The sequence below is a fragment of the Nitrosopumilus adriaticus genome, assembly GCF_000956175.1.
GTDB classification, from domain to species: domain Archaea; phylum Thermoproteota; class Nitrososphaeria; order Nitrososphaerales; family Nitrosopumilaceae; genus Nitrosopumilus; species Nitrosopumilus adriaticus.
The window spans coordinates 58361-78623 of the sequence record NZ_CP011070.1 but is presented as its reverse complement, the minus strand read 5'-3'; the positions used below and the strand labels follow the sequence as shown (position 1 = coordinate 78623).

General features: G+C 32.5%; 22 protein-coding genes. 10 read left to right on the top strand and 12 right to left on the bottom strand.

The genetic code is table 11. The annotated features are described in order from the left end of the window. The first annotated feature begins 33 nt into the window (after window positions 1-33). A complete protein-coding gene (locus tag NADRNF5_RS00425; protein WP_048114554.1) occupies window positions 34-249 on the top strand; it encodes a hypothetical protein in 216 nt (71 codons plus the stop codon). On the opposite strand, the gene NADRNF5_RS00420 is transcribed toward NADRNF5_RS00425, so the two are convergent. Together NADRNF5_RS00420 and NADRNF5_RS00415 are read right to left on the bottom strand one after the other, a co-directional pair. Next, window positions 244-1392: an NAD(P)/FAD-dependent oxidoreductase gene (locus NADRNF5_RS00420; protein WP_048114550.1), complete on the bottom strand. Its 1149-nt coding sequence runs from the start codon at window positions 1390-1392 to the stop codon at window positions 244-246. The two genes, NADRNF5_RS00425 and NADRNF5_RS00420, sit on opposite strands and share 6 nt — an antisense overlap. Before the next feature lies 1 nt (window position 1393). Further along, complete coding sequence (locus tag NADRNF5_RS00415; protein ID WP_048114543.1) at window positions 1394-2134, bottom strand: SDR family oxidoreductase; 741 nt, start codon at window positions 2132-2134, stop codon at window positions 1394-1396. A gap of 109 nt (window positions 2135-2243) precedes the next feature. Here NADRNF5_RS00415 and NADRNF5_RS00410 point away from each other — a divergent pair, with 109 nt between their 5' ends. Continuing rightward, window positions 2244-2465 carry an AN1-type zinc finger domain-containing protein gene (locus NADRNF5_RS00410; protein ID WP_048114540.1) on the top strand — a complete coding sequence of 74 codons (222 nt, stop codon included), beginning with the start codon at window positions 2244-2246 and terminating at the stop codon, window positions 2463-2465. 2 nt (window positions 2466-2467) lie between these two features. On the opposite strand, the gene NADRNF5_RS00405 is transcribed toward NADRNF5_RS00410, so the two are convergent. Both NADRNF5_RS00405 and NADRNF5_RS00400 read right to left on the bottom strand, forming a co-directional pair. Beyond that, the gene (locus NADRNF5_RS00405; RefSeq protein WP_048114539.1) at window positions 2468-2752 is read right to left on the bottom strand and encodes a hypothetical protein; all 285 of its coding nucleotides are present in this window, start codon (window positions 2750-2752) and stop codon (window positions 2468-2470) included. Between the two features lie 32 nt (window positions 2753-2784). Beyond that, complete coding sequence (locus NADRNF5_RS00400; protein ID WP_048114537.1) at window positions 2785-3342, bottom strand: DNA replication complex subunit Gins51; 558 nt, start codon at window positions 3340-3342, stop codon at window positions 2785-2787. 54 nt (window positions 3343-3396) lie between these two features. On the opposite strand from NADRNF5_RS00400, the gene glnA reads away from it, so the two are divergent. Beyond that, complete coding sequence (gene glnA, locus NADRNF5_RS00395; protein ID WP_048114535.1) at window positions 3397-4857, top strand: type I glutamate--ammonia ligase; 1461 nt, start codon at window positions 3397-3399, stop codon at window positions 4855-4857. Here the strand turns inward: glnA and NADRNF5_RS00390 are convergent. Both NADRNF5_RS00390 and thsB read right to left on the bottom strand, forming a co-directional pair. Beyond that, window positions 4854-5132 carry a hypothetical protein gene (locus NADRNF5_RS00390; protein ID WP_048114533.1) on the bottom strand — a complete coding sequence of 93 codons (279 nt, stop codon included), beginning with the start codon at window positions 5130-5132 and terminating at the stop codon, window positions 4854-4856. The two genes, glnA and NADRNF5_RS00390, sit on opposite strands and share 4 nt — an antisense overlap. A gap of 56 nt (window positions 5133-5188) precedes the next feature. Then, the gene (gene thsB / locus NADRNF5_RS00385) at window positions 5189-6898 is read right to left on the bottom strand and encodes a thermosome subunit beta (RefSeq protein WP_048114526.1); all 1710 of its coding nucleotides are present in this window, start codon (window positions 6896-6898) and stop codon (window positions 5189-5191) included. 103 nt (window positions 6899-7001) lie between these two features. On the opposite strand from thsB, the gene NADRNF5_RS00380 reads away from it, so the two are divergent. After that, window positions 7002-8324 carry a serine hydroxymethyltransferase gene (locus NADRNF5_RS00380; RefSeq protein ID WP_048114524.1) on the top strand — a complete coding sequence of 441 codons (1323 nt, stop codon included), beginning with the start codon at window positions 7002-7004 and terminating at the stop codon, window positions 8322-8324. A 3-nt stretch (window positions 8325-8327) separates the two neighbouring features. On the opposite strand, the gene NADRNF5_RS00375 is transcribed toward NADRNF5_RS00380, so the two are convergent. Both NADRNF5_RS00375 and NADRNF5_RS00370 read right to left on the bottom strand, forming a co-directional pair. After that, a complete protein-coding gene (locus NADRNF5_RS00375) occupies window positions 8328-11705 on the bottom strand; it encodes a DNA polymerase II large subunit (protein ID WP_048114522.1) in 3378 nt (1125 codons plus the stop codon). Between the two features lie 13 nt (window positions 11706-11718). After that, complete coding sequence (locus NADRNF5_RS00370) at window positions 11719-12471, bottom strand: phosphoglycerol geranylgeranyltransferase (protein WP_048114520.1); 753 nt, start codon at window positions 12469-12471, stop codon at window positions 11719-11721. Window positions 12472-12535: 64 nt separating this feature from the next. Between NADRNF5_RS00370 and NADRNF5_RS00365 the strand changes: the two genes are divergently transcribed. The 3 genes from NADRNF5_RS00365 (at window position 12536) to NADRNF5_RS00355 (ending at window position 13924) form a co-directional block, all read left to right on the top strand. Further along, entirely contained in the window at window positions 12536-12898 is a 363-nt protein-coding gene (locus NADRNF5_RS00365) for a hypothetical protein (protein WP_048118611.1), read from the top strand. 127 nt (window positions 12899-13025) lie between these two features. Beyond that, window positions 13026-13628, top strand: a complete 603-nt coding sequence (locus NADRNF5_RS00360; protein ID WP_048114518.1) for a winged helix DNA-binding protein — start codon at window positions 13026-13028, stop codon at window positions 13626-13628. Between the two features lie 134 nt (window positions 13629-13762). Further along, window positions 13763-13924, top strand: coding sequence for an AbrB/MazE/SpoVT family DNA-binding domain-containing protein (locus tag NADRNF5_RS00355; RefSeq protein ID WP_048114515.1), 162 nt, complete (start codon window positions 13763-13765; stop codon window positions 13922-13924). Here NADRNF5_RS00355 and NADRNF5_RS00350 read toward each other — a convergent pair. Continuing rightward, the gene (locus tag NADRNF5_RS00350) at window positions 13914-14318 is read right to left on the bottom strand and encodes a hypothetical protein (protein WP_048114511.1); all 405 of its coding nucleotides are present in this window, start codon (window positions 14316-14318) and stop codon (window positions 13914-13916) included. The genes NADRNF5_RS00355 and NADRNF5_RS00350 overlap by 11 nt on opposite strands. A gap of 487 nt (window positions 14319-14805) precedes the next feature. Between NADRNF5_RS00350 and NADRNF5_RS00345 the strand changes: the two genes are divergently transcribed. After that, a complete protein-coding gene (locus tag NADRNF5_RS00345) occupies window positions 14806-16011 on the top strand; it encodes a Cdc6/Cdc18 family protein (protein WP_048114509.1) in 1206 nt (401 codons plus the stop codon). Here NADRNF5_RS00345 and NADRNF5_RS00340 read toward each other — a convergent pair. After that, window positions 15988-17433 carry a DNA-directed DNA polymerase II small subunit gene (locus NADRNF5_RS00340; RefSeq protein ID WP_048114507.1) on the bottom strand — a complete coding sequence of 482 codons (1446 nt, stop codon included), beginning with the start codon at window positions 17431-17433 and terminating at the stop codon, window positions 15988-15990. The two genes, NADRNF5_RS00345 and NADRNF5_RS00340, sit on opposite strands and share 24 nt — an antisense overlap. A 76-nt stretch (window positions 17434-17509) precedes the next feature. Between NADRNF5_RS00340 and NADRNF5_RS00335 the strand changes: the two genes are divergently transcribed. Then, on the top strand, window positions 17510-18046 hold the full coding sequence (locus NADRNF5_RS00335; RefSeq protein WP_048114501.1) for a stage II sporulation protein M: 537 nt from the start codon (window positions 17510-17512) through the stop codon (window positions 18044-18046). Window positions 18047-18130: 84 nt separating this feature from the next. Next, window positions 18131-19027, top strand: coding sequence for a cupredoxin domain-containing protein (locus tag NADRNF5_RS00330; RefSeq protein WP_048114499.1), 897 nt, complete (start codon window positions 18131-18133; stop codon window positions 19025-19027). On the opposite strand, the gene cbiE is transcribed toward NADRNF5_RS00330, so the two are convergent. Together cbiE and NADRNF5_RS00320 are read right to left on the bottom strand one after the other, a co-directional pair. Then, window positions 19024-19740 carry a precorrin-6y C5,15-methyltransferase (decarboxylating) subunit CbiE gene (gene cbiE / locus NADRNF5_RS00325; RefSeq protein ID WP_048114497.1) on the bottom strand — a complete coding sequence of 239 codons (717 nt, stop codon included), beginning with the start codon at window positions 19738-19740 and terminating at the stop codon, window positions 19024-19026. The two genes, NADRNF5_RS00330 and cbiE, sit on opposite strands and share 4 nt — an antisense overlap. Before the next feature lie 2 nt (window positions 19741-19742). Then, on the bottom strand, window positions 19743-20234 hold the full coding sequence (locus NADRNF5_RS00320) for a hypothetical protein (RefSeq protein ID WP_048114495.1): 492 nt from the start codon (window positions 20232-20234) through the stop codon (window positions 19743-19745). Between the last annotated feature and the right edge of the window lie 29 nt (window positions 20235-20263).

The following is a 20263-nucleotide window of genomic DNA, read 5'->3' as shown; positions in this document are numbered from 1 at the left end:
ATTATTAAATCGTCGTATTGAATAAGGAAATAGATGAAGATTTGTAATATTTGTCACAAAATTTCAGCAACTGATCAAGATCATCTAGATTGTATTCAAAAAAGAAGCATCGAATCACAAGATGAAGATTTTAAAAATAATATTCCAGAAAAACTGAATCTATCTAATAATACTCAAGATTTAGGTGTTGAAGTTAAAGCTATCTTAGAGCATCTCTCTAAAACTAAAGATGATAAAGATAATCTATAACCATTTTTCTAATCTTTCTTTTTCAAATTCTACTTTCTTGGAAAGATTTTCTGTGGTTGATTCTGTAAGATTTGTTGATGGTTTTGGTTTTGAAAACATATCCACCTCAATAACCGAAGCAGTATTTCTACCAGATTCAATAAAACAACCACCTTTTCCATCAAAAAGTACAGATTCTTCTTTTGATTGAATTTTTGATATGATATTTTTTGCAACTGTAATGCCTTCACCCTCTGCAAATACTCCTGCTTTTGGTACTGCCATTGTTTCTGCAACAGTTAAGCTGGTGACATCACCAATTGCAAAAACATTTTCGAAAGATGTTTTACAATCTCTATCTATCGGAATAAATCCAGGTTCTTTTGCTAATCCAGAATCATAAATAATTTTTGGAGCTGTGTGTGGAGGAATAGCTAAAAGTAAATCGAAATCAGCTTGACCATTTTCAAAAATTAGTTTTTTTGATTCCACAGATTTGATTTTGCTTGAATTATGAAAAATAATATTTTCAGAATTTACAAGTTCAAGAATTTGTTTGCTTACTTCAGCACCTGCTGCAGGCAAAGTTATAGGGGCAGGACTGTAAAAATTAATTTCTACAGAATCACGTATTCCACGTTTTCTAAGCATAGAATCTATTAGTAAACTAGCCTCAAAGGGAGCAGGTGGACATTTGTAAGGCATTCCCATTATTGAAATTGCGATAATTCCAGATTCTATATTTTGTAGTTTGTCGTGAATTTCTGATAGATCATTATGATCATATAGATTTAATCCATTTTCAACTAATCCGGGAATTTTTTCTGGAGCCAATACAGCACCCATAGAAATTATTAGATAATCATATTGTATATTTTGAGAAATAGTTTTTACATTTTTATTTTCTAGATCGATTTTTACAATTTCATCTTTAATGAAATTAATTTCTTTTTTTGATAATTCTTTTAATGATCCAATAGAATTTTCAAAAGTTCGTGTTCCATTAATAATCCATAATTTTGCAAATCCTACCATAAACCAATCTTTTTTATCGATTACGGTAATTTTTACTTGAGATGAAGATAGAGAATTTCTTAATTCATTTGCAGCAGATAGTCCACCAAAACCTCCCCCTAAAATGACAACATGTGGGATATCAGTCAACTTAACGTTCTTGTGTTGTAGGTCTTATCAAAATTTCATTTACGTTTACATGCGGTGGAGATTCAACTGCATACAAAATTGCATTTGCAATGTCTTCTGCTTGTAATGCTTCCATCTTCTTTGTATTTTCAACAAACCCTTTCAATGATTCATCAGTTATTGTATCATTGAGTTCTGTTGCAACAACCCCAGGCTCTATACTAGTAACTCTAATTTTAGATCGTATACTAAATTCTTGTCTTAAGCCCTCAGTAAATGCAGCAACAGCGTGTTTTGTTGCACAGTAAACACTTCCTGCTGGAAAAACAATTCTTCCAGCTACAGAAGAGAGATTTACAATGTGACCTGATTTTTTGTCTTTCATGTGAGAAATTACTGCGGCAGTTGAATATAACACCCCTTTGATATTTACATCAATCATTCTATCCCATTCATCAACCTTCAGACTTTTGAAAAAGCTCAAGGGCATCAAACCTGCATTATTCACAAGAATATCAATAGACCCCCATTTGTCTAAAACGGCATTAGCAAAATTTTCACATTCAGTTTTTTGAGTTACATCTAATTTTTGGAAAAATACTTCTCCACCATTGGCAGAAATTTTTTTTGCAAGTTCTTCTAATCTGTCAATTCTTCTAGCTCCTATAGCAACTTTAGCACCTGCTTTTGATAGAGTTAATGCAGTAGCAAAACCAATACCACTACTTGCTCCGGTAATTATAGCAACTTTATCTTTAATCATCTAAATCTCTTAAACAGATTATCATGGTAAAAATGTTTAGACGTTATAAAATTGTAAATTAAATGCAAAGTTATAGCACCTTTATTAAAAGAAAAGATCTAATTAATTTATGAAATCTGAAAATTGCGCATATTGTGGTGATTTGACAGATTTACCTTTTCAATGTAATTATTGCAAGGATCCTTTTTGTTCAGAACATAGACTTCCTGAAGAACATAGATGTGTAAAACTTAGTCAGATTAGAGCAAGGAGATTTGGGGAGAAAAAAGTAATTCGGGACGGAGGTCCAAATAAACCAAATATTTTCAAACGGATTTTTGGACGTTTTTAAAATCAATATGGACTTTTATCAGGAGATATTTTTGCACGTCTGCCTTGATAAATAAGTGCAATAGCAAGTGCAAACATCACCATTGCAGTTAGCGGAAAGTTCTGTGGAGCAGGTAAAATGAACCAATAATATACACCAAAACCAATTGATACAATTGCTTGAACCCATAATTTTATCCATTTTGGAGCTTTGATTAATCTACTAATAGCTTCTACTACAAAAATTCCAATTACAGGATATATTGTATAGAACAAAAAATCTATTACATCGACACCTGTATGAGACATTTAACATCAAAAGAAATAGGTATAATTTCTATCTAATCTTCCCAACGTACTTTGGTCGCAATATTTTTGGAAATTAAGGCTTGAGCATTCTCATAGGGAATAGTCGCTATATCTTCAGGTTTGAAAGGACCATATTTTTCAAGATCGGCTCCAACTATTTCATCTACTTCATTTAGAAATCTAATGACAATTTTTTTTGTCTTATGATTTTGAGCTAATGATTCAAGAAATTTTGATTTTCCGTGAATTGTTGCAGAAATAATCATTTCAATTCTTTCTTTTTCTTCTTCTTTTGAATCTAAAATGAATTTTTCTTCATCTAAAAGAAATCCAATTTCTATTTCAGAAGAGTTTAAGATTTTATTTAATCTCAGATTTATTAATAATGATGATAATTCAGATGCCATTTCTATCATTGTATCTTTAATTTTGCTTTCTACACCATCAAATTCTTGTTTTCGTAAATTTCCTATAAAATCAGCAAGATCTCGATAAAAATTAGGATCGATTTCTAAAAGAGAATCATTTTCGATTTCTCGCAAAACAGTATGATGTAATGAGTTGATATCTATTTGATTTGTTTCAGACATTTCTTACCTAATCCTTAAATGCTGGATGTATTTGTGTTTGATTGAAGTAAAAAATTGCCCTATAAAGTAAGTCATGGTAAAGCAATACAAGTAACATATTCTCCTGACGAAGTTTTCTCCAGAATTCAACATGAAGGCATCCAATTTATCGATTTACAATTTACTGGTTTAACTGGTCATTTCCATCATACTACAATTTCAGCGGATACTTTTACTCCGGAACAGATGAGAGATGGATTACCAAAATTAGATGGTTCATCTATAGTTGGTTTTGCTAGCATTAATGATTCAGATCTGCTTTTAAAACCTGATCCAAATACTTTTGCAATAATTCCTTGGATGACTGAAAATAAAACTGCCAGACTTCTTTGTGATATTTACTGGGGAGAAAATAGAGGACGATTATCACGAGATCCCAGAGGAATTTCTCAAAAAGCAGAAGAGTATATCAAATCTCAAGGATATGATTTTAGTACGTGGGGTCCAGAAGTAGAATTTTTTGTTTTTGATAAAGTTCATTGGGATGTCCTAACACCATACAAAGGTCAGTCATATTCAATTGAATCAAAAGAAGCTCCATGGAGTCAAGAAGGAGATGGATATCCAATGGGATTACAAGAAGGATACTATCCTAGTACACCATCAGATACTCTTACACCATATAGAAATGAATGTGTGAATATTCTTAAAAATAATTTTGGGATCTTATGTGATAATCATCATCATGAAGTTGCAACTGCAGGACAGTGTGAAATTGACATAAAATATGATTACATGACAAATGCTGCAGATGCTGCCCAGTCTTACAAGTATGTAATTAGAAATGTTGCACAGAAATATGGAAAAGTTGCAACAATGATGCCAAAACCAATTGCTATGGATTCAGGATCTGGTATGCATGTTAATGTTAGTTTATGGAAGGGAAAAGAAAATGCATTTTTTGATCCAGATGATGAGATTGAACTGAGTCAGGCTGGAAGATATTTCTGTGGTGGAATCGTTAATCACGCAAAAGCATTATCTGCAATTTGTAATCCAACAACTAATTCATATCATAGATTAGTACCTGGTTATGAAGCTCCAGCATATGTTGCATGGAGTTCAGGAAATCGTTCTGCTATTGTAAGAGTTCCTAAACATCTATCAGGAAGAAATTATGCACATCTTAAAAGACTAGAGTTTAGAGCTCCTGATCCTTCAGCAAATCCGTATCTTGTATTTGCTGCGGTAACTGCAGCTGGAATGGATGGATTAAAAAAGAAAATGGATCCCGGAGAAGAAGTACGTGACGATATTTTCAAGATGACTAAATCAGATAGAGCTCGAAGAGGAATAGGTGTTCTTCCAAAAAGTCTTGGAGAAGCACTAGATGAATTGGAAAGTGACAGAAAATTCCTAAACACGATTTTTACAAATGATGTAATTGACAGAATTATAGAATTAGAAAGACGTGACCAACGTGAAATAGCAATTAGACCACATCCACATGAATTTTATCTATACTTTGATGTTTAGATTCTTCCGGTAAGTGCAACAATATAGTATAATGAAATCGCCATTAAGGTGAATCCTCCACCAAGAAATATTTCTCGTTTCTTTTCAGATGTAGCTGCTTTATAGAGTAAAACTCCACCTGCAAGCCCTACAAACAATATCAAAACTCCAATAACTACACTATCAAAACTGGTGTTAGTGATTAATGGATGAAAAAATCCAGAAAGTAATGCAAAGAATGCAATAAGGTAAATGTACTTAAAACTAGCAAGAATTTTTGATGATGTCTTATTCAATACTGGTTGTAAATATGGTAATCAAATAAACTTTTGAAAAATTTTTTAAAAATAATTTACATCATTCCGCCCATGTCAGGCATTCCAGGCATTCCGCCCATTCCTCCCATTCCAGGTGGCATTCCTCCCATTCCAGGTGGCATTCCTCCTTCTCCACCAGGTGGACCTCCTGCAGATTTTTGAGTAGCAATTACATCATCAATTCTAAGAATCATACATGCAGCTTCTGCTGCTGCTGAGACTATCTGAAGTTTGACTGCTAATGGTTCAATGATATCACTTGATTTCATATTACCTACTTTTCCTTTCATTACATCAATTCCAGTCCATTTCTCACCTTTCTGTTGTTTTGAACGAAGAAGTGTAAGTGTATCAATTGGATCCATTCCAGCATTTTCTGAAAGGGCTAATGGGATTGATTCTAAAGCATCAGCAAATTTTTCTGCAGCTAATTGCTCCCTTCCTTCTAGGGATTTTGCCCAACTTCTGAGTTTAGTTGCAGCATATGTTTCAGGAGCACCACCACCTGCAACAATTTCAGGTTTTAGGATTACATCTTTTACTACCATAAGGGCATCATGAACAGAACGTTCAACTTCATCTACTACTCTTTGTGAACCTCCACGAAGAAGTAAGGTTACAGATTTTGGATGTTTACATCCTTCGATAAAGACCCACTTGTCTTCTTCAATTTTTCTTTCTTCAACAATTTCTGCACTTCCTAAATCTTTTTCAAAGAGGTCATCAAGATTAGTAACTATTCTAGCACCAGTTGCTTTTGCAAGTTTCGTAAGATCACTTTCTTTTATTCTTCTTACTGCAATAATTCCTGCCTTAGCAAAATAATGTTGAGCCATATCATCTAACCCTTTTTGACATAATACTACGTTTGCTCCAGAACCAATAACTTTGTCAACCATTGTCTTTAGCATTCTGTTTTCTTCATCTAGAAATGATTTTAGTTGTTGAGGATTTGAAATATTGATTTTAGCATCAGTTTCAGTTTTACTAATCTCTAATGCAGTGTTAATTAATGCAATTTTAGCGTCAGTTATTTTTCTTGGCATTCCTCCATGAACTACTTCTTTATCAAGTACGATTCCTTGGATTATCATTGAATCTTTTACAGATCCACCTGCTTTCTTTTCTACTTTAATATCATCAATATCAACATCATAATTTTCTCCATTCTTCTCTGCTACTGCTAGTACTGATTTTACAATAATATCTGCAAGTTGATCAGCATCTTTTCTAACGAGTTTAGTTTGCATTGATGTTTTTGCAATTTTAGTTAGAATTGATTTATCGTTTGCAGAAATTTTGTCTGCGATACTTTCAAGATATTCTTTAGCCTTTTTTGCTGCTTTTCTATAGCCATCAACAATAATTGTTGGATGAACATCTTGATCTATCAAAGATTCTGCATGTTCTAATAATGCACCTGCTAAGACAACAGCAGATGTTGTACCATCTCCAACTTCATTATCTGTAGTTTTGGAAATTTCAACAAGCATTTTTGCTGCTGGATGTTGAACATCAATTTCTTTAAGGATGGTTGCCCCATCATTTGTAATAGTAACATCACCTAAGGAATCAACTAACATTTTATCCATTCCTCTAGGACCTAGGCTGGTATGTACAATTTCAGCAATAATTTTAGATGCAGCAATGTTGTTCTTTTGTGCTTCTCGGCCTTTAGTTTCTGAACCGCCTTCTTTTAACAATACTACTGGCATATTTCCCTTTGAAGTTGCTTGCATACCCATAGATGCTAAAACTCCGAATTCCCCTTTTATACCTTCCAGATCAAGATTTAAAAAATTAGATTATTATCGGTGTTTTTAAATTGGGAAAATAAAGTTGCAAAATATGGCAAAATCCCAGAATAGACAATCTTATGATAAAATTTTTGGAAAATTAAAGGAACATCATAAATGGTTTGAAAATTCAATTCCATTAATTGCAAGTGAAAATATTCCAAGTCCTGCTGTTCGTGAAGCAATAATTTCTGATTTTGGGAATCGATATGCCGAAGGATGGCCTGGTGAGAGAGTCTATGCAGGTTGTGTCTACATTGATGATGTAGAGTTTGAGTGTATGAAATTAGCAAAAAAATTATTTAAATCAAAATTTGCAGATGTAAGACCAATTTCAGGCGTTGTTGCAAATCTAGCGATTTACTCTGCTTTTACTAATCCTGGCGATATAATGTTAGCACCTTCCATTCCAGCTGGCGGACATATTTCTCATGGTAAAAAGGAGCATTCAGGTACTGCAGGTTTAGTTCATGGATTAGAAATTGAATTCTATCCATTTGATGCAGAAGAAATGACAATTGATGTTGACAAGACTAAGCAAAAAGTAAAGGATTTAGAAAAAGCAAATCGTCTTCCAAAGATGGCAATGTTTGGAGGTTCATTATTCTTATTTCCTCATCCTGTCAAAGAATTATCAGATTTTCTAAAGAGTTTTGATATTCATATTAATTATGATGCAGCTCATGTTGCAGGGTTAATCGCAGGTGGAAAATTCCAAGATCCTCTGCGTGAAGGAGCAGATACAATGACTATGAGTACTCACAAGACTTTGTTTGGGCCTCAAGGGGGACTTGTTTTAGGTTCAAAGGAACATGAAGAAGTAATTAAAAAAGCAACATTTCCTGGTCTTACAAGCAGTCATCATATTCATCATATGGCTGGAAAAGCAGTTGCTTTTGCCGAAGCTTTAGAATTTGGAAAAGATTATGCTACTGAGGTAATTAAAAATGCAAAGTCATTAGCAGACGCTCTTAGTAATGCAGGTTTCAAAGTCTTGGGTGAAAGTAAAGGATTTACAAAGTCTCATCAAATAGCTGTGAATGTTTTAGATTATTCTGATGGTGGTAAAGTTGAAGCTGATTTAGAAAAAGCAAACATCATTGTAAATAGACAACTAATTCCAGGTGATATTAAGGCTGGAAGAAATTATTTCCATCCAGGTGGAATTAGATTAGGAGTTTCTGAAATCACCCGATTGGGAATGAAAAAGAATGAGATGGAAGAGATTGCATCTTTAATCAAAAATATTGTAATTGAGAAAAAAGATCCAAAGAAAATACTTTCAAAGGTTAAATCTTTTAGAAAGAATTTCCAGAAAGTAAAATTCTGTTTTGATAATAAGTTGGGTGCTTACGAATACGTTAAACTCAGATAAACTTTAAGCATAATCTGTAAGTAGTGATTGATCTCCTTTGTTTTTACCAAATACTAATTCAATTTCATCTGATAGTGCATGTATTCTTCCACGTTGATATTCACTAACATCATATTTTTCAACTAATCTTTTTGCAAGTTTTAGATATTTTTCTACAGAACCTCTTGTGATTGTAGCAATTAGTTTATGACCACAAATACATGTCTGAATCAATGGCATTCTACGATAAGATTTACCACAAGCAGTACACCGAAAGTTTTGTCTAGCATATGCTCTAAGATTTCCCATAATGTCTGGAACTAAATGCGTTGAGATTACATTGGAAACAATTTCTGAAGTGTTTACAGCATCAATTAAATCCGCATTTTTAACTTGCATATCAAATTTGTCTAGCATTGAACCAAGTGTCGAATATGCACTTCGAGATTTTGATGTAGTTAATGACGAGGTTGGGTGTGTAAAGAAATAATCATAAAATTGCCTTTCAGTTTCAAGTCGTGATTTAATTATATCAACAGAATTAATGTCAGATGCTTTAATTTCATTAAATGTTGATTCAAAGAATTCCAAAGGAAGAAATTTTGTAACTTCAAGATTGTGTGCCTGTGGTTGCGATTCATGGGGTAAAACTAGTGGTTGAACAAGTAATGGTGCATCCATTAATCCACCTATTCTATCAGATAGAAATTGTCTTGAAAAATTTAGCAGGCTATCCATCAAAAGCATTATTGAATCAGCATCACCATCAGCATCTCTTCTTTTAGCAGAATGCCAATTAGGAGTTGCAAAACAAACATGGGTTTCAGTGTATCCAATAATTCGTCCTACAATTCCAACAGAAGTATGAGGTGCTAAACCAATTATCAGATGCCCAATTAGCTCTTTAGAATTATTTACATTATAAAATGCAGATGTGCCATAAAATTTCTGTAAAAGTGCATCGATGTATTTACAAGTTGAAACAAGATATTTTCCACTTTCATAAGGAATTATCACATCTTGCATACGAAGTTCAATAATTTGATCTAAGTTTTCAAGTGGATTTCCATCAATATCATGATAATATCCAAGTTGTTTTAGTTTCTCAATTGATGTTCCAATCCAAGATGGTTTGAATTGAGTTAATGGTGAATTTGTTGCGTCAAATCTAACAGTTCCATCTTTGAAGGTTGTCAATCCAAAGTTTTGTCGTGTAAGTCCTTTTTCTAGTGGTTCTGCAATTTTATCTTGATTAATTAGTTCCTTAACACCTTTGAATGGTTCTTTTGCACGCAGTCCCATTTTTTCCTGTGCTAAAAGTAATCTTGTTTTTAGTGGAAATTCTTTATGAGAATGTGCAGGAGCTTTACGTTTACATTTTTCACAAAACGGTTCATTAAGAACATCTCTACAATTAGTACATCGATAAGTAATTGTTGTTTTAACACCACAGTTTGAACATTTTATTCCAATTGAAGGCTCATTGCATTGGTCGCAAATTCTGTTATAGATATTTGCAAAAAAATGTTCATTCCTAGATGCCTTTAGAAGATCTCTGGTAGGTCCTCCCTTATCGCTTACTGGAAATAATACATGGGTTGGGGGTTTCATTTGTCTTGCAGCTGCTTTTTCAGGTCTCCCTATTCTTACACCAACTGAAGTTGAAAATTTGTTTTTGATTTTAATGCCAGATGATTTTGATATTATTAATGGAACTGAAAAATCATTTATTGTTGGTTTTTCTCTAAATAATAAATTAAAGAATATTTTTGCTTCTTGACTTTCTAAAATTATTTTTTGATTATCGATTTTATGAGGAGTGCCAAGATTTTCAAGGATTTTTTTAACTTTTATTGGATATTCAATTAATTTTTCATTAACATTTGTAGGTTCTAAGAGAATAGAAAGATCTTCAGATGAAATTTTGTCCCAAAAATATAGATAATGAGGATGGAGTGGAATTTTAAAATCATATGAAATTTTAATTGCTTCATCAACTGAAGGAATTTTACTTAAGAATTGTTTTAGATATTCAGAATCAGATTTAATATTTTGTGTTTTTTGTTTTAATTCTTCAATCCAGAATTCTTCAACATATCCAGATGGAACTAATTGTGCATTGTTTTCAAGAAAATCTCCAAATGAAATTAATATATCTCCTAAATGCAGAATTTTTTCAATTTCATTTTTTATTTCTAAAGCATGCTTTACATCTCTAATTTTTACTACATCCCCATTATTGAGACGAACAGTTGGCGTATCTATGGAATCAACAAAGGCAACGGTAGCTCCTTTTCCAGGAATGTCAATTTTAATTTGTGTTCCTACTGCTACTGTATGATCTAGAATCTCAGCGATTACAGGATGAATTCCAACTGCTGCAAACCCAGTATTACATGCTCTTCCGTATCTTAATCGAAATCCACCTAGTTTGTTAGGCATAGATAATACTGATCTTCCAGTAATTACCTCTCGCATTCTTTTAGCAGCTGCATCCTCTTGATTGTCACCAGTCTGAACTGCTCCTTTTAGATCATTGAGCCATTCCCAACCATCTAAATTGTATAATTCAATTCTTTTTAGAAGTTTTTTTGATCTTCCAATTAATCCATCATTTAAAACTCGTAATGCTCCACCTCTAACTCTGTCAGTTTTGATTCGAGCCATAGATTTGTGATTTACAACTTCATAAGGATCTGTGTCTACCCCGTCTAATTCAACAGGAAGATTAGAAATTACATGCTCAATATCTTCATCTAAGATATGAAATTGGAAACTACTAGCTTCTCTTTCATAAATTCTTAATTCTTCAACAAATCTACCTGTTTCATCATCAAATGAATTGGCTTGATATTTAGATAATCCAGCTGCTTTTCTAACATGATCTGCAATCAACATTGTTACAGCAGATTCTGTTCCTCCTGCTGAACGCATTGGACCAGCTATTGAAACTGAAAGATAATCAGTGCCATCTTTGTTTTTCTTAATTTTAACTTCGCTAATTCCTTGTAATGGTGCAATAGTAACCCCTTCAGTGACAATTGCAAGACCTACACGTACTGCTAGATCAAGTTTTTCTTCTAATGTTGCATCTGGAAGAGAATATTTTCCTAAAGCAATTTCTTTTGAAAGTATTAGTGCAGATAGTTCTTTTCCATTAATTTTTAGAAGGTCTCTTAAAGGATCTGCAATATCAATTTCGTGCATCTTTGCAACTCGATCAGCTAGATCAAATGCAATTTTTGGCTCTATAATTCCTGAAGAATCAACCAAACTAGATTTTGCCTTTGCAGCATGTTGAAAAATTGAATATGTATCAGTTGAAAGATTTGTGTAATAATCAAGATAATAATTTGGCATGTTAATTCCACTAATACGAGAAATTGCGTCGTTTTCAGACATGATATGTGCTCTATTACTTGCTTCTTTGAATTGCTTTTGCTATTTCTTCTAACTTTGAAATACTTCCTCCTTTTTCAAGGAATGTTCCAATCACTAAGGCATCTGCTCCTGCATTTACCAAACTTTCTGCGGTTTTGACATCTTTGATACCACCTCCAACAATTAAAAATCCATTAAATGCATGTCTTACTGTTTTAACCATTTCAGGAGTAACGTTAGATTTTGCTCCAGAGCCGGCCTCTAAGTAAACAAATCTCATACCTAGAAATTGAGCAGCTAAGGCATATGCGGCTGCAATCTTTGGTTTTTCAAAGGGTATTCCTCTAGCAGCTCCTACAAACCAGGCAGATGTTCCTTCACCTATCACTAAATATGCAGTTGGAAGAGGTTCTAAACCAAATTTGAGAACATTTGGAGCTCCTAAGGCTTGTGCTTGAGTGATAAAATAAGGATTTTCTGAATTCATCAAGGAGCTAAATAGGATTGCATCTGCATCAGGCACAACACCTGTAACATTACCAGGAAATAAGATGATTGGAATCTTAATTCCTTGTTTTATTCCTTTAACAACTTGAGCCATCTCTATTTGATCAGTTGCAGAAGATCCGCCTACTAGGATTGCTGATGCGCCTATCTTTTCTACATCTTTTGCAAGTTTAGATGATGCTTCTAAATTAGAAACTTCTGAATCAATTAACACAAATAGTAATGCATTTTTCTTTTTTAATTCTAATTTTAGGAATTCTTCAACTTTATTTTCAGTCATAAAATGGGTTTGTAGATGACTCTTTAAAGTTTAATTGGAATGCGGTATACAGATTTGTATAGCTATGAAGGAGTTAGAAGGATCTAATTTTAACAATATTATACGTAAAATTATCAAAAAATCTTTGTTTACAGAGCGACAAATTGAAATTATTTTAAATCAGAAAGATCTTCTTGAATCTAATTTTTCTATCAGTAAAGGCGCGTATTACAGGCAAGTTGGACAATCTAGAGACAAATTGATTGGGTTATTCTATTCAATCATACTTTTGCGAGGATTAGGCATACTTTTGCCTGATGATATTGATGTGATATCAAAGCTTTCAGAGCAGATTAGTGTGATTAATGAGAGTGATATATTTCCAGAAAGAGAAAATGAGGTGATTAGTGTGATAGATAGGCTCATTCGACAGGCATGTAATATGTGATATATGTGATGATAATCATTAATGCTCAAACATGTATTTTGTGATAAAGTGTGTGAGTTAGTTAATCTAAAGTGTGAAATAATATTGTTCAATCACGATAAATCACGATATAGGCGTAAAAGTTGTGATGTTAGTAGAGATTCCTGATCCTGAAGTGATTTTAGGTGTGATTTTAGCATTTGTTGTTGGTTTAGGAGGATTGTATCTGTATTACAAAATTCGTCCTTTTGTTAAAACTAAGAATGAAATGTTTGATGCATCACAATCAGAGCGTTTAGAGTACTATGAAAGACAATTAATTGATATGAAAATACGCCTAGATGCATTGGAAATACAGGGAATTGAACAAAAAACAGAAGATCCAAACTTAGAGTTAAAACAATTCTTAGAGAAATTAACAAAAAATCAAGTAGAAGAGAAACCAACTGACAAAGTCATCAATCCTGAAATTAAACAGGAAAAACCAATTTCCGTGCCTATTATTTCAAATATTGATAATACGAACCCAACAAATCATGTGTTGCAGTTAATCACAAACAAAGCTATGACATCACGTGATATTCAAATCACATTGAAGCGAAGTAGAGAGCATACTTCAAGACTAATGAAAAAATTATTTGATGATGGTTATGTTGAAAGAAATACCGAATCAAAACCATATACTTATTCAATAACAGAAAAAGGATTAGCAAAGGTTGAAGAAGTACAAACAAGTCCTTCTATTGCATAAAATAATTATCGACGATTTTTGTTATTTGTTTAGAAATAATTTTTAAAAAATACACTAAATTAGGCCTAATTTATTATGAATTATTAATTATAGATTTTAATAAATTATATATATTATTAAATTATAATACAATCATGTCAGTCCAAGAAAATGAAGTCTTAGTAAAAATTACTTCCGCAGGAACAATTTCCATCCCTAAACAATTTAGAAAGTATATGGATATCCAAAAAGGTGAATATGTTAAAGTAATTCTTGGAAAAGATAGATTATTGGTTAGAAAAGTCACTATTTCTTAGATGATAACTCTTGTTTTTGTCTAATCTTAATTGTTTGATATGTCCATTCTCGGCCTGTTCTTGACCTATCCACCCTACCTTTTGAAGCGAATCTAGACAAATATGTGGAAATAATACTAAGTTTTATTGGCTCATTAAATTCATCTTCATATTTTTCAAGAATGTTTGTAGAGGTAAATTTGCCCATTGGGAAGAATTTATCTACAATAAACCAAATTTTTGAGCCTATTGAGTCCATATTTGTTGTTTCAGGTTGTTCTTCTTCAATATTCATTAAATCCATCATTTCAAATATTTTAAGGACTTTTTCTCTAGTCACATTTCCTTCTAGTTTAATATCATATTTGGCTCCATCAGAATCTTCCATGCCTATTCGAATACGTTTGTTTGTCATCTTAGAGATCTAATGGATCAGTAGTTAACAGTTCAATGGATCCCAGAATCTTTGTTAACTAATTAGTTTGTTAACGTTGACTGCCTAGGCCACGCCTAGCCATAATTTTGTTATTAACAACCACACAATCAAAATGGTTAATTTTTAGGGTATTTTCATGCCTGGAGTGGAAATAAAGGGGTATTTTGATGATATTCACAGTGTTAACATCCACCTTAACGCCTGGAATGGAAATAAAGGGGGTAAAATGAGGTTTTTTAGGATTTTCTTAACATACCAATAACAAAAATGTTAATTTTAATTTTTTTGGACTAAACCCACACACCAATATTTCCACTCTATCTTTTTTTAATTATTTTTTTTAAGAAAATCTAAAACTAACTAAAAATAATTAATTACAAACTAAACTACAATTACTGTTGTATTCTATACTCTCTTAATTTAGATATGGATATGATAGATACATTGGAAATGAAGGTGTGTGAGTATGTCTGATCCTATAGATAGATTGTTAGATGCAGCCGAATCTGGAAAATCAATTATTAAAAATCGAGAAAGTCTTCATTATTCTTACAAACCACCAATTATCTTACATAGAGAATCTGAATTAGAACAAGTAACCCAATCATTACTACCAATCCTAAAACAATCAAGACCATCAAATCTATTAGTTTATGGAAAACCTGGAACAGGTAAGACACTTGTGGTGAGAAGAGTTATTGATAAAATTCAAGAAAGAGTGGAAAAATCCGATTTTCCAATAAAATTAATTTACACTAATTCAAAAGAAGAGACAACATTATATGGATTATTAGTAAGTTTAGGTAGGCAATTAGGCTTAGAAGAGGACGAATTACCCAATACAGGCCTTGCAATTAGTGAGGTCTTCAAAAGACTACTCAATAAAATAAGAAGTGGGAAACTTAATGCAATTTTTGTAATTGATGAAATTGATTATCTAGCCCAATTAGTGGCTAAAACAGGAAAAGATATTCTCTATCAACTTACAAGAGCAAACGAACGACTTGAAGAAGGGGGTTCTCTAACTTTGGTTGGAATATCTAATGACCTGACTTTTAAAGAAAAACTAGATCCTAGAGTGATTAGCAGTCTGGGAGAAGAGGAAGTAGTTTTTACAAACTATGATGTTGAACAAATAAAAAAAATTCTTCAAGAAAGAATCAATGAATCATTTATTGAAAACTCTGTAGATGTACCAGCCCTAAACCTCATAGCTGCTCTGGCAGGTGGAGAGCATGGTGATGCACGGAGAGCTATTGATTTACTACGTGTTGCCGGTGAGCTTGCTGAGCGACAACAATCTGATAAAGTTACAATAGAGCATGTTAGAGAAGCCTCCCAAAAAATTGAGGAAAATAAAGAAGAAAAATCTCTTAAATCATTCCCACTACACGAAAAATTGGTTCTTATAGCAATAATGAAGGCAAATGGCTCTTCTACTGGGGAGATTTACTCTTCATACAAAAATCTCTGTAAAGTGGTTGGAAAAGACGAATTAACTCAAAGAAGAATCACGCAAATGCTAAGTGAAATTGAATTATCTGGATTAATCTCTGGAAGATTAATTCATCAAGGAATTCATGGAAGGACAAAAAAATACAAACTTACAATAGCATCTGAAATGATTAAAAAGACTTTCAAAGATGATTTAACTTTGCAAGATATTGTTTGAGTTTGAACTATAATTTTCATGGAAGACTTGAAAAGTTTTCAAATTCACCATTATGGCAATTCCTGGATTTGGAGTCATACCAACACTGGCTTGAAATGGTGTCTGTTTTTGCCATGAACCAGAATTAACTAACAAAATTCCCTTGTACATGTCTAATTCTGCTCTATGAACATGACCTACATGAAAAATATCTGGAATATCCTCAATTACTAAAAGATCTTCCATTTCAGGAGCTATTGGTGTTTGACTGCCATAAATGGGACTAAGATGTCTTGCTCGCAATAGATGTCTCATCACATTGGTTGGTTTATCATAACTTAGGCCTGGGGTGGTCTTTACAATATCATCGATACTTTGTCCATGAAACATCATAATTTTGACCCCATTCAAAGACACCAAGGCCGGATTTCCAACCATTACTACATTTTCTCTTTCCCACAACCCTGAATTGTATTTTTTTGGAATAGCAGGCTGAGGAAGTGCTCTTCTGCCAGGGTCGTGATTACCCGGCATTATGATAATTTTTACATTTTTTGGAATTTTATCAATCAAATCTTCTGCTTTTTTTAATTGCTCTTGAATAGTTTGACAAACTAATTCTTTATCCTGATTTGGGTAAATTCCAACACCATCTACAACATCTCCACCAATAAGGACAAAACGAATTTTTCTTGCAACAGGATCCGGACTTGATAACCAAGAAACAAACTCTGAGAATTCCTCCTCCATAAAGTACTTACTTCCAATATGAAGATCTGATAGAAAAACTGCATACGCTTCAGATTCTGATTTGTTTTTAGCTTGATCTGGAATGTCAGGCAAAATCAAATCTTTAATAATATATCCTGAATTCTTTCCTGTGCTAATTCTAGCCATGACAAATTGATCCATTAATAGCGTATTTGCCGTTTTTTGTAATTCATTATCAAAAATAATACCCTCAAAAGTCCCAGAGGGATCTTCTAAAATCAATTTGGTGATATTTCTTTCAATATTTCTTGTAGTTAGAAGACCACACACATAGATGTCTTCTTCCGATTTTGCTGTTTTTACAGAAGCTGCAGATTTGAGCATTTTAGACTCTGGCCTATCTGAAATTATTCGTTTAAGCTTGTTAAATCGACTAGAAAACAAAGCATTGTAACCTTTTACCCCTTCTCCTGATGTTATTTTACTACTAGGCTCAGAAATTATCTTAATTTCACTTTGTAATGTAAGATCCTCTTTGATCCCTAAATATGTCTCCAAATCATCTTGATTTATCTGAAATAATTTCTGTTTGGTTTTCTCTCTTACTATTTCTTTGATAATTTTCTCTAATTTTTTAACATCTACATTTTCTAATATTTTAAAAGCATCTGGATGAATTTGAAATCCTTTGTTTAATGCATAGTTTAACGCAAAGGACAATTCCTTTTTCATATACAAAAATATTATCTGGTTTAATTAAATCTGCGCCCACACTAACCCTCAAATATCATTCGTAATCAATGCCAATATGAATAAAATTCGAATTATAACATTTTTTATATTTCTAATAATTTTCGCTTCGGCTTATCAGATTGGATCTTTTTCAACTGTAGGTGATGAAGAAGCTAAAATGTTCATGTCTGAATTTGAGAAATTAGTATTAGATATTGATGCATTTGGAATCTTTACACATAACACTACTATTGCATTACCCATGTTTATTCCCGGTTTTGGAGTAGCATGGGGACTATTCTCTGCTTGGTCTACTGGATATGCTTTTGCAGCAATTGCTACCACTGCTCCAATTCTGGCAGATGTTCCTCCACTTACAATTCTTTTCTTATCCCCATTTGGTTTGATGGAACTTGTAGCCTACTCTTTAGGGATTTCTAGAAGTTTTATCTTGATTAGAGCAATAACTAAAAAAGTCAATCTCACATCATTTATCAAACCAACTGCAATAGAAATTGGAGTTGTAATTGGACTTCTTTTAGCAGGAGGATATCTTGAATTTTATATGATAGAATTAGCTCAACAAGAAGGTTTTAAGCTACCTGGATTCTAATTTTTCATACAAATTTGGTTTTGCCTAATATGTCTAAAATAATTTAGTAGCAAATTATAAACCAAATTAAAAGAGAAATTAATCATGAAAGCACTTCTATTTCTATTACCATTACTTGTATTTTCATCAGGATATTTCATAAATGAATCATTTGCTGAAATTTCTGAAAATCAAGCATTCCTTTTAGAAGGATCTGGATTTGCTGTTACTGAAGAATCAATTAGAACATCTGAAATTGATTTGGGGCTATCTTCTCAAAAACAAAGTGGAAGTACAATTAATTTTATTATTGAAGATGGATTTGTAACATTAGATAACGAAGAATTTACAATCTCTAAACTAAATGGAAAATTCTTACGTGAAGGTCAATATGTTAGAATTAATGGAAATATAGAAAGTTCAAATGGATTTGATACTTCAATTAGCTTCTTTGGAAGATTAGTTGAAGAAAGCAAAGATGCATCAGTCTATGGATTTACTGGAAGAATTACAACTACAGATGATAGTTACAAAATACTTTATACTACTAAATTATCCAAACTCTCTAAAATTTCCCCAGTTTCTACAGAGACAAAACAATCCGAAAATCTAACTATTCATATTCTTAAAGGCTCATCTGCATTAAAAACAGCTGATGATATTACTCCAGGTGTTAACTCTGCAATTAATTTAAGATTCTTTTCTAATGATAGAATTTCAGTGGCACCAGGTGCAACTATAACTATTGTAAATGATGATGTAGCATCTCATAGTATTCTTAGTGGAAAAGAAAACTATGGTGACCGACACAATCCTTTTGAATCTGATGGAAGAATTTCAACTGGTATTATAGCTCCAGGTGAATCAATAAACATTACATTTGAGAATGCAGGATTTTATAGATTGTATGATCCTGATTACACTTGGATGAAGATTGTAGCATACGTGTTTCCAACTTCAGATAGTTTAGTTTTAGGTAAAGGCCAAAACTTGGGAAATTAATTTTCCCATTGCCATCTATAATTCATATACGAATCTAAACTCGTTTGATTGAAAACCATAACTGACAAGTCAGAAAATTCTTTTCCTTCCAAGTTTTTTACTGTTCCTTCGAAACTTGTTTCATTTTCAGTTGTTATAGCCTCATAAACATGAACTTTAATTTTACTAGTATCAAAATTATTTTTTCTGAGATAAATTGCAATCTCTGATGGCATAAAGTGTTTGTCTGGTTGTTTTGGCCAAGGCCTTGGAACTAAAATTACACTAAAACCATCAATCAAAGCTTTTTGCAATTCTAATTTTTTATCTTCAATTGGAGTTGTAACATGCATTGTAATTACTTTGGATTTATCTAAAGGAACTTGAGCCCTTGATGCAGCAACTTGAATTGAACTAATTCCTGGAATGATTTCCACTTTGCCAAAAATTTCAATTAACCTATCTACCACTTCTGATTCTGAAAAATTAACATCACCAGTAAATGGAATCACTAATTTTCTATCACCGAGTTTTGGAAGAATTTCTTGATAGGATTTTTCTTGATCATTCATGGTAATTTCATAAACTTCTTTTCCTTCAATGAGGTGCTCTATTGTTTTTAACGTGTATTTGTATCCAATTAATACATCACAATTCTGAATAATCTCCTTAACAATCTCAGTTACATATTTTGGAGAACCAGGCCCAACACCAACAGCAAAAATTTTTCCCAATTTTATTTTGTAAATTTTTGCCTTTCTTTAATATATTGCACAAATGGTTTCCAATCAACCTTCATGTATTTCATAGGCTCTTTTACTGGATATTTTACCCAATCTTGAGCAATTGAATACTGAAATTTCTCTTGTTTTCCATCTTTTTCATATTCTATCAATAATGGACTTCCCCAATCCTTTTCCTCATAACTAATACTGGAAATATCATCAAATGATAACTCAACATTCCTCACATCTTCTACATCATTCATTAATTCTTCTTCATCATAACCATCATGACGAATCATTGTGTTTTTTGATTTGATAAAATTCACCACCTGTCTTTGAGTAATTGCCTTCCACCAATTCATTTTGGACTCTGTTTTATGAATAAACATCAAATGTTTATCAGTTAAAATCAACATACCTTCTTTCCCACCAATAGAAAAGAACTTTTTAGATTCTCTCCAGACCGAAACTAAATGTGCCTGAATTTTCTCATCAGGGTTCATATTGATTATTTTATTTGAGGTTGTTAAAA

Bases quoted from the DNA above. Each gene is read 5' to 3' on its own strand.
- NADRNF5_RS00380 (WP_048114524.1), top strand. From the start codon at position 7,002: ATGGCAAAATCCCAGAATAGACAATCTTATGATAAAATTTTTGGAAAA.
- NADRNF5_RS00320 (WP_048114495.1), bottom strand. From the start codon at position 20,234: ATGAACCCTGATGAGAAAATTCAGGCACATTTAGTTTCGGTCTGGAGA.
- NADRNF5_RS00360 (WP_048114518.1), top strand. From the start codon at position 13,026: ATGTTAGTAGAGATTCCTGATCCTGAAGTGATTTTAGGTGTGATTTTA.
- NADRNF5_RS00330 (WP_048114499.1), top strand. From the start codon at position 18,131: ATGAAAGCACTTCTATTTCTATTACCATTACTTGTATTTTCATCAGGA.
- NADRNF5_RS00425 (WP_048114554.1), top strand. From the start codon at position 34: ATGAAGATTTGTAATATTTGTCACAAAATTTCAGCAACTGATCAAGAT.
- NADRNF5_RS00340 (WP_048114507.1), bottom strand. From the start codon at position 17,433: ATGAAAAAGGAATTGTCCTTTGCGTTAAACTATGCATTAAACAAAGGA.
- NADRNF5_RS00375 (WP_048114522.1), bottom strand. From the start codon at position 11,705: ATGTCTGAAAACGACGCAATTTCTCGTATTAGTGGAATTAACATGCCA.
- NADRNF5_RS00370 (WP_048114520.1), bottom strand. From the start codon at position 12,471: ATGACTGAAAATAAAGTTGAAGAATTCCTAAAATTAGAATTAAAAAAG.
- NADRNF5_RS00365 (WP_048118611.1), top strand. From the start codon at position 12,536: ATGAAGGAGTTAGAAGGATCTAATTTTAACAATATTATACGTAAAATT.
- NADRNF5_RS00350 (WP_048114511.1), bottom strand. From the start codon at position 14,318: ATGACAAACAAACGTATTCGAATAGGCATGGAAGATTCTGATGGAGCC.
- NADRNF5_RS00400 (WP_048114537.1), bottom strand. From the start codon at position 3,342: ATGTCTGAAACAAATCAAATAGATATCAACTCATTACATCATACTGTT.
- NADRNF5_RS00345 (WP_048114509.1), top strand. From the start codon at position 14,806: ATGTCTGATCCTATAGATAGATTGTTAGATGCAGCCGAATCTGGAAAA.
- NADRNF5_RS00405 (WP_048114539.1), bottom strand. From the start codon at position 2,752: ATGTCTCATACAGGTGTCGATGTAATAGATTTTTTGTTCTATACAATA.
- NADRNF5_RS00410 (WP_048114540.1), top strand. From the start codon at position 2,244: ATGAAATCTGAAAATTGCGCATATTGTGGTGATTTGACAGATTTACCT.
- NADRNF5_RS00335 (WP_048114501.1), top strand. From the start codon at position 17,510: ATGAATAAAATTCGAATTATAACATTTTTTATATTTCTAATAATTTTC.
- thsB (WP_048114526.1), bottom strand. From the start codon at position 6,898: ATGGGTATGCAAGCAACTTCAAAGGGAAATATGCCAGTAGTATTGTTA.
- NADRNF5_RS00415 (WP_048114543.1), bottom strand. From the start codon at position 2,134: ATGATTAAAGATAAAGTTGCTATAATTACCGGAGCAAGTAGTGGTATT.
- NADRNF5_RS00355 (WP_048114515.1), top strand. From the start codon at position 13,763: ATGTCAGTCCAAGAAAATGAAGTCTTAGTAAAAATTACTTCCGCAGGA.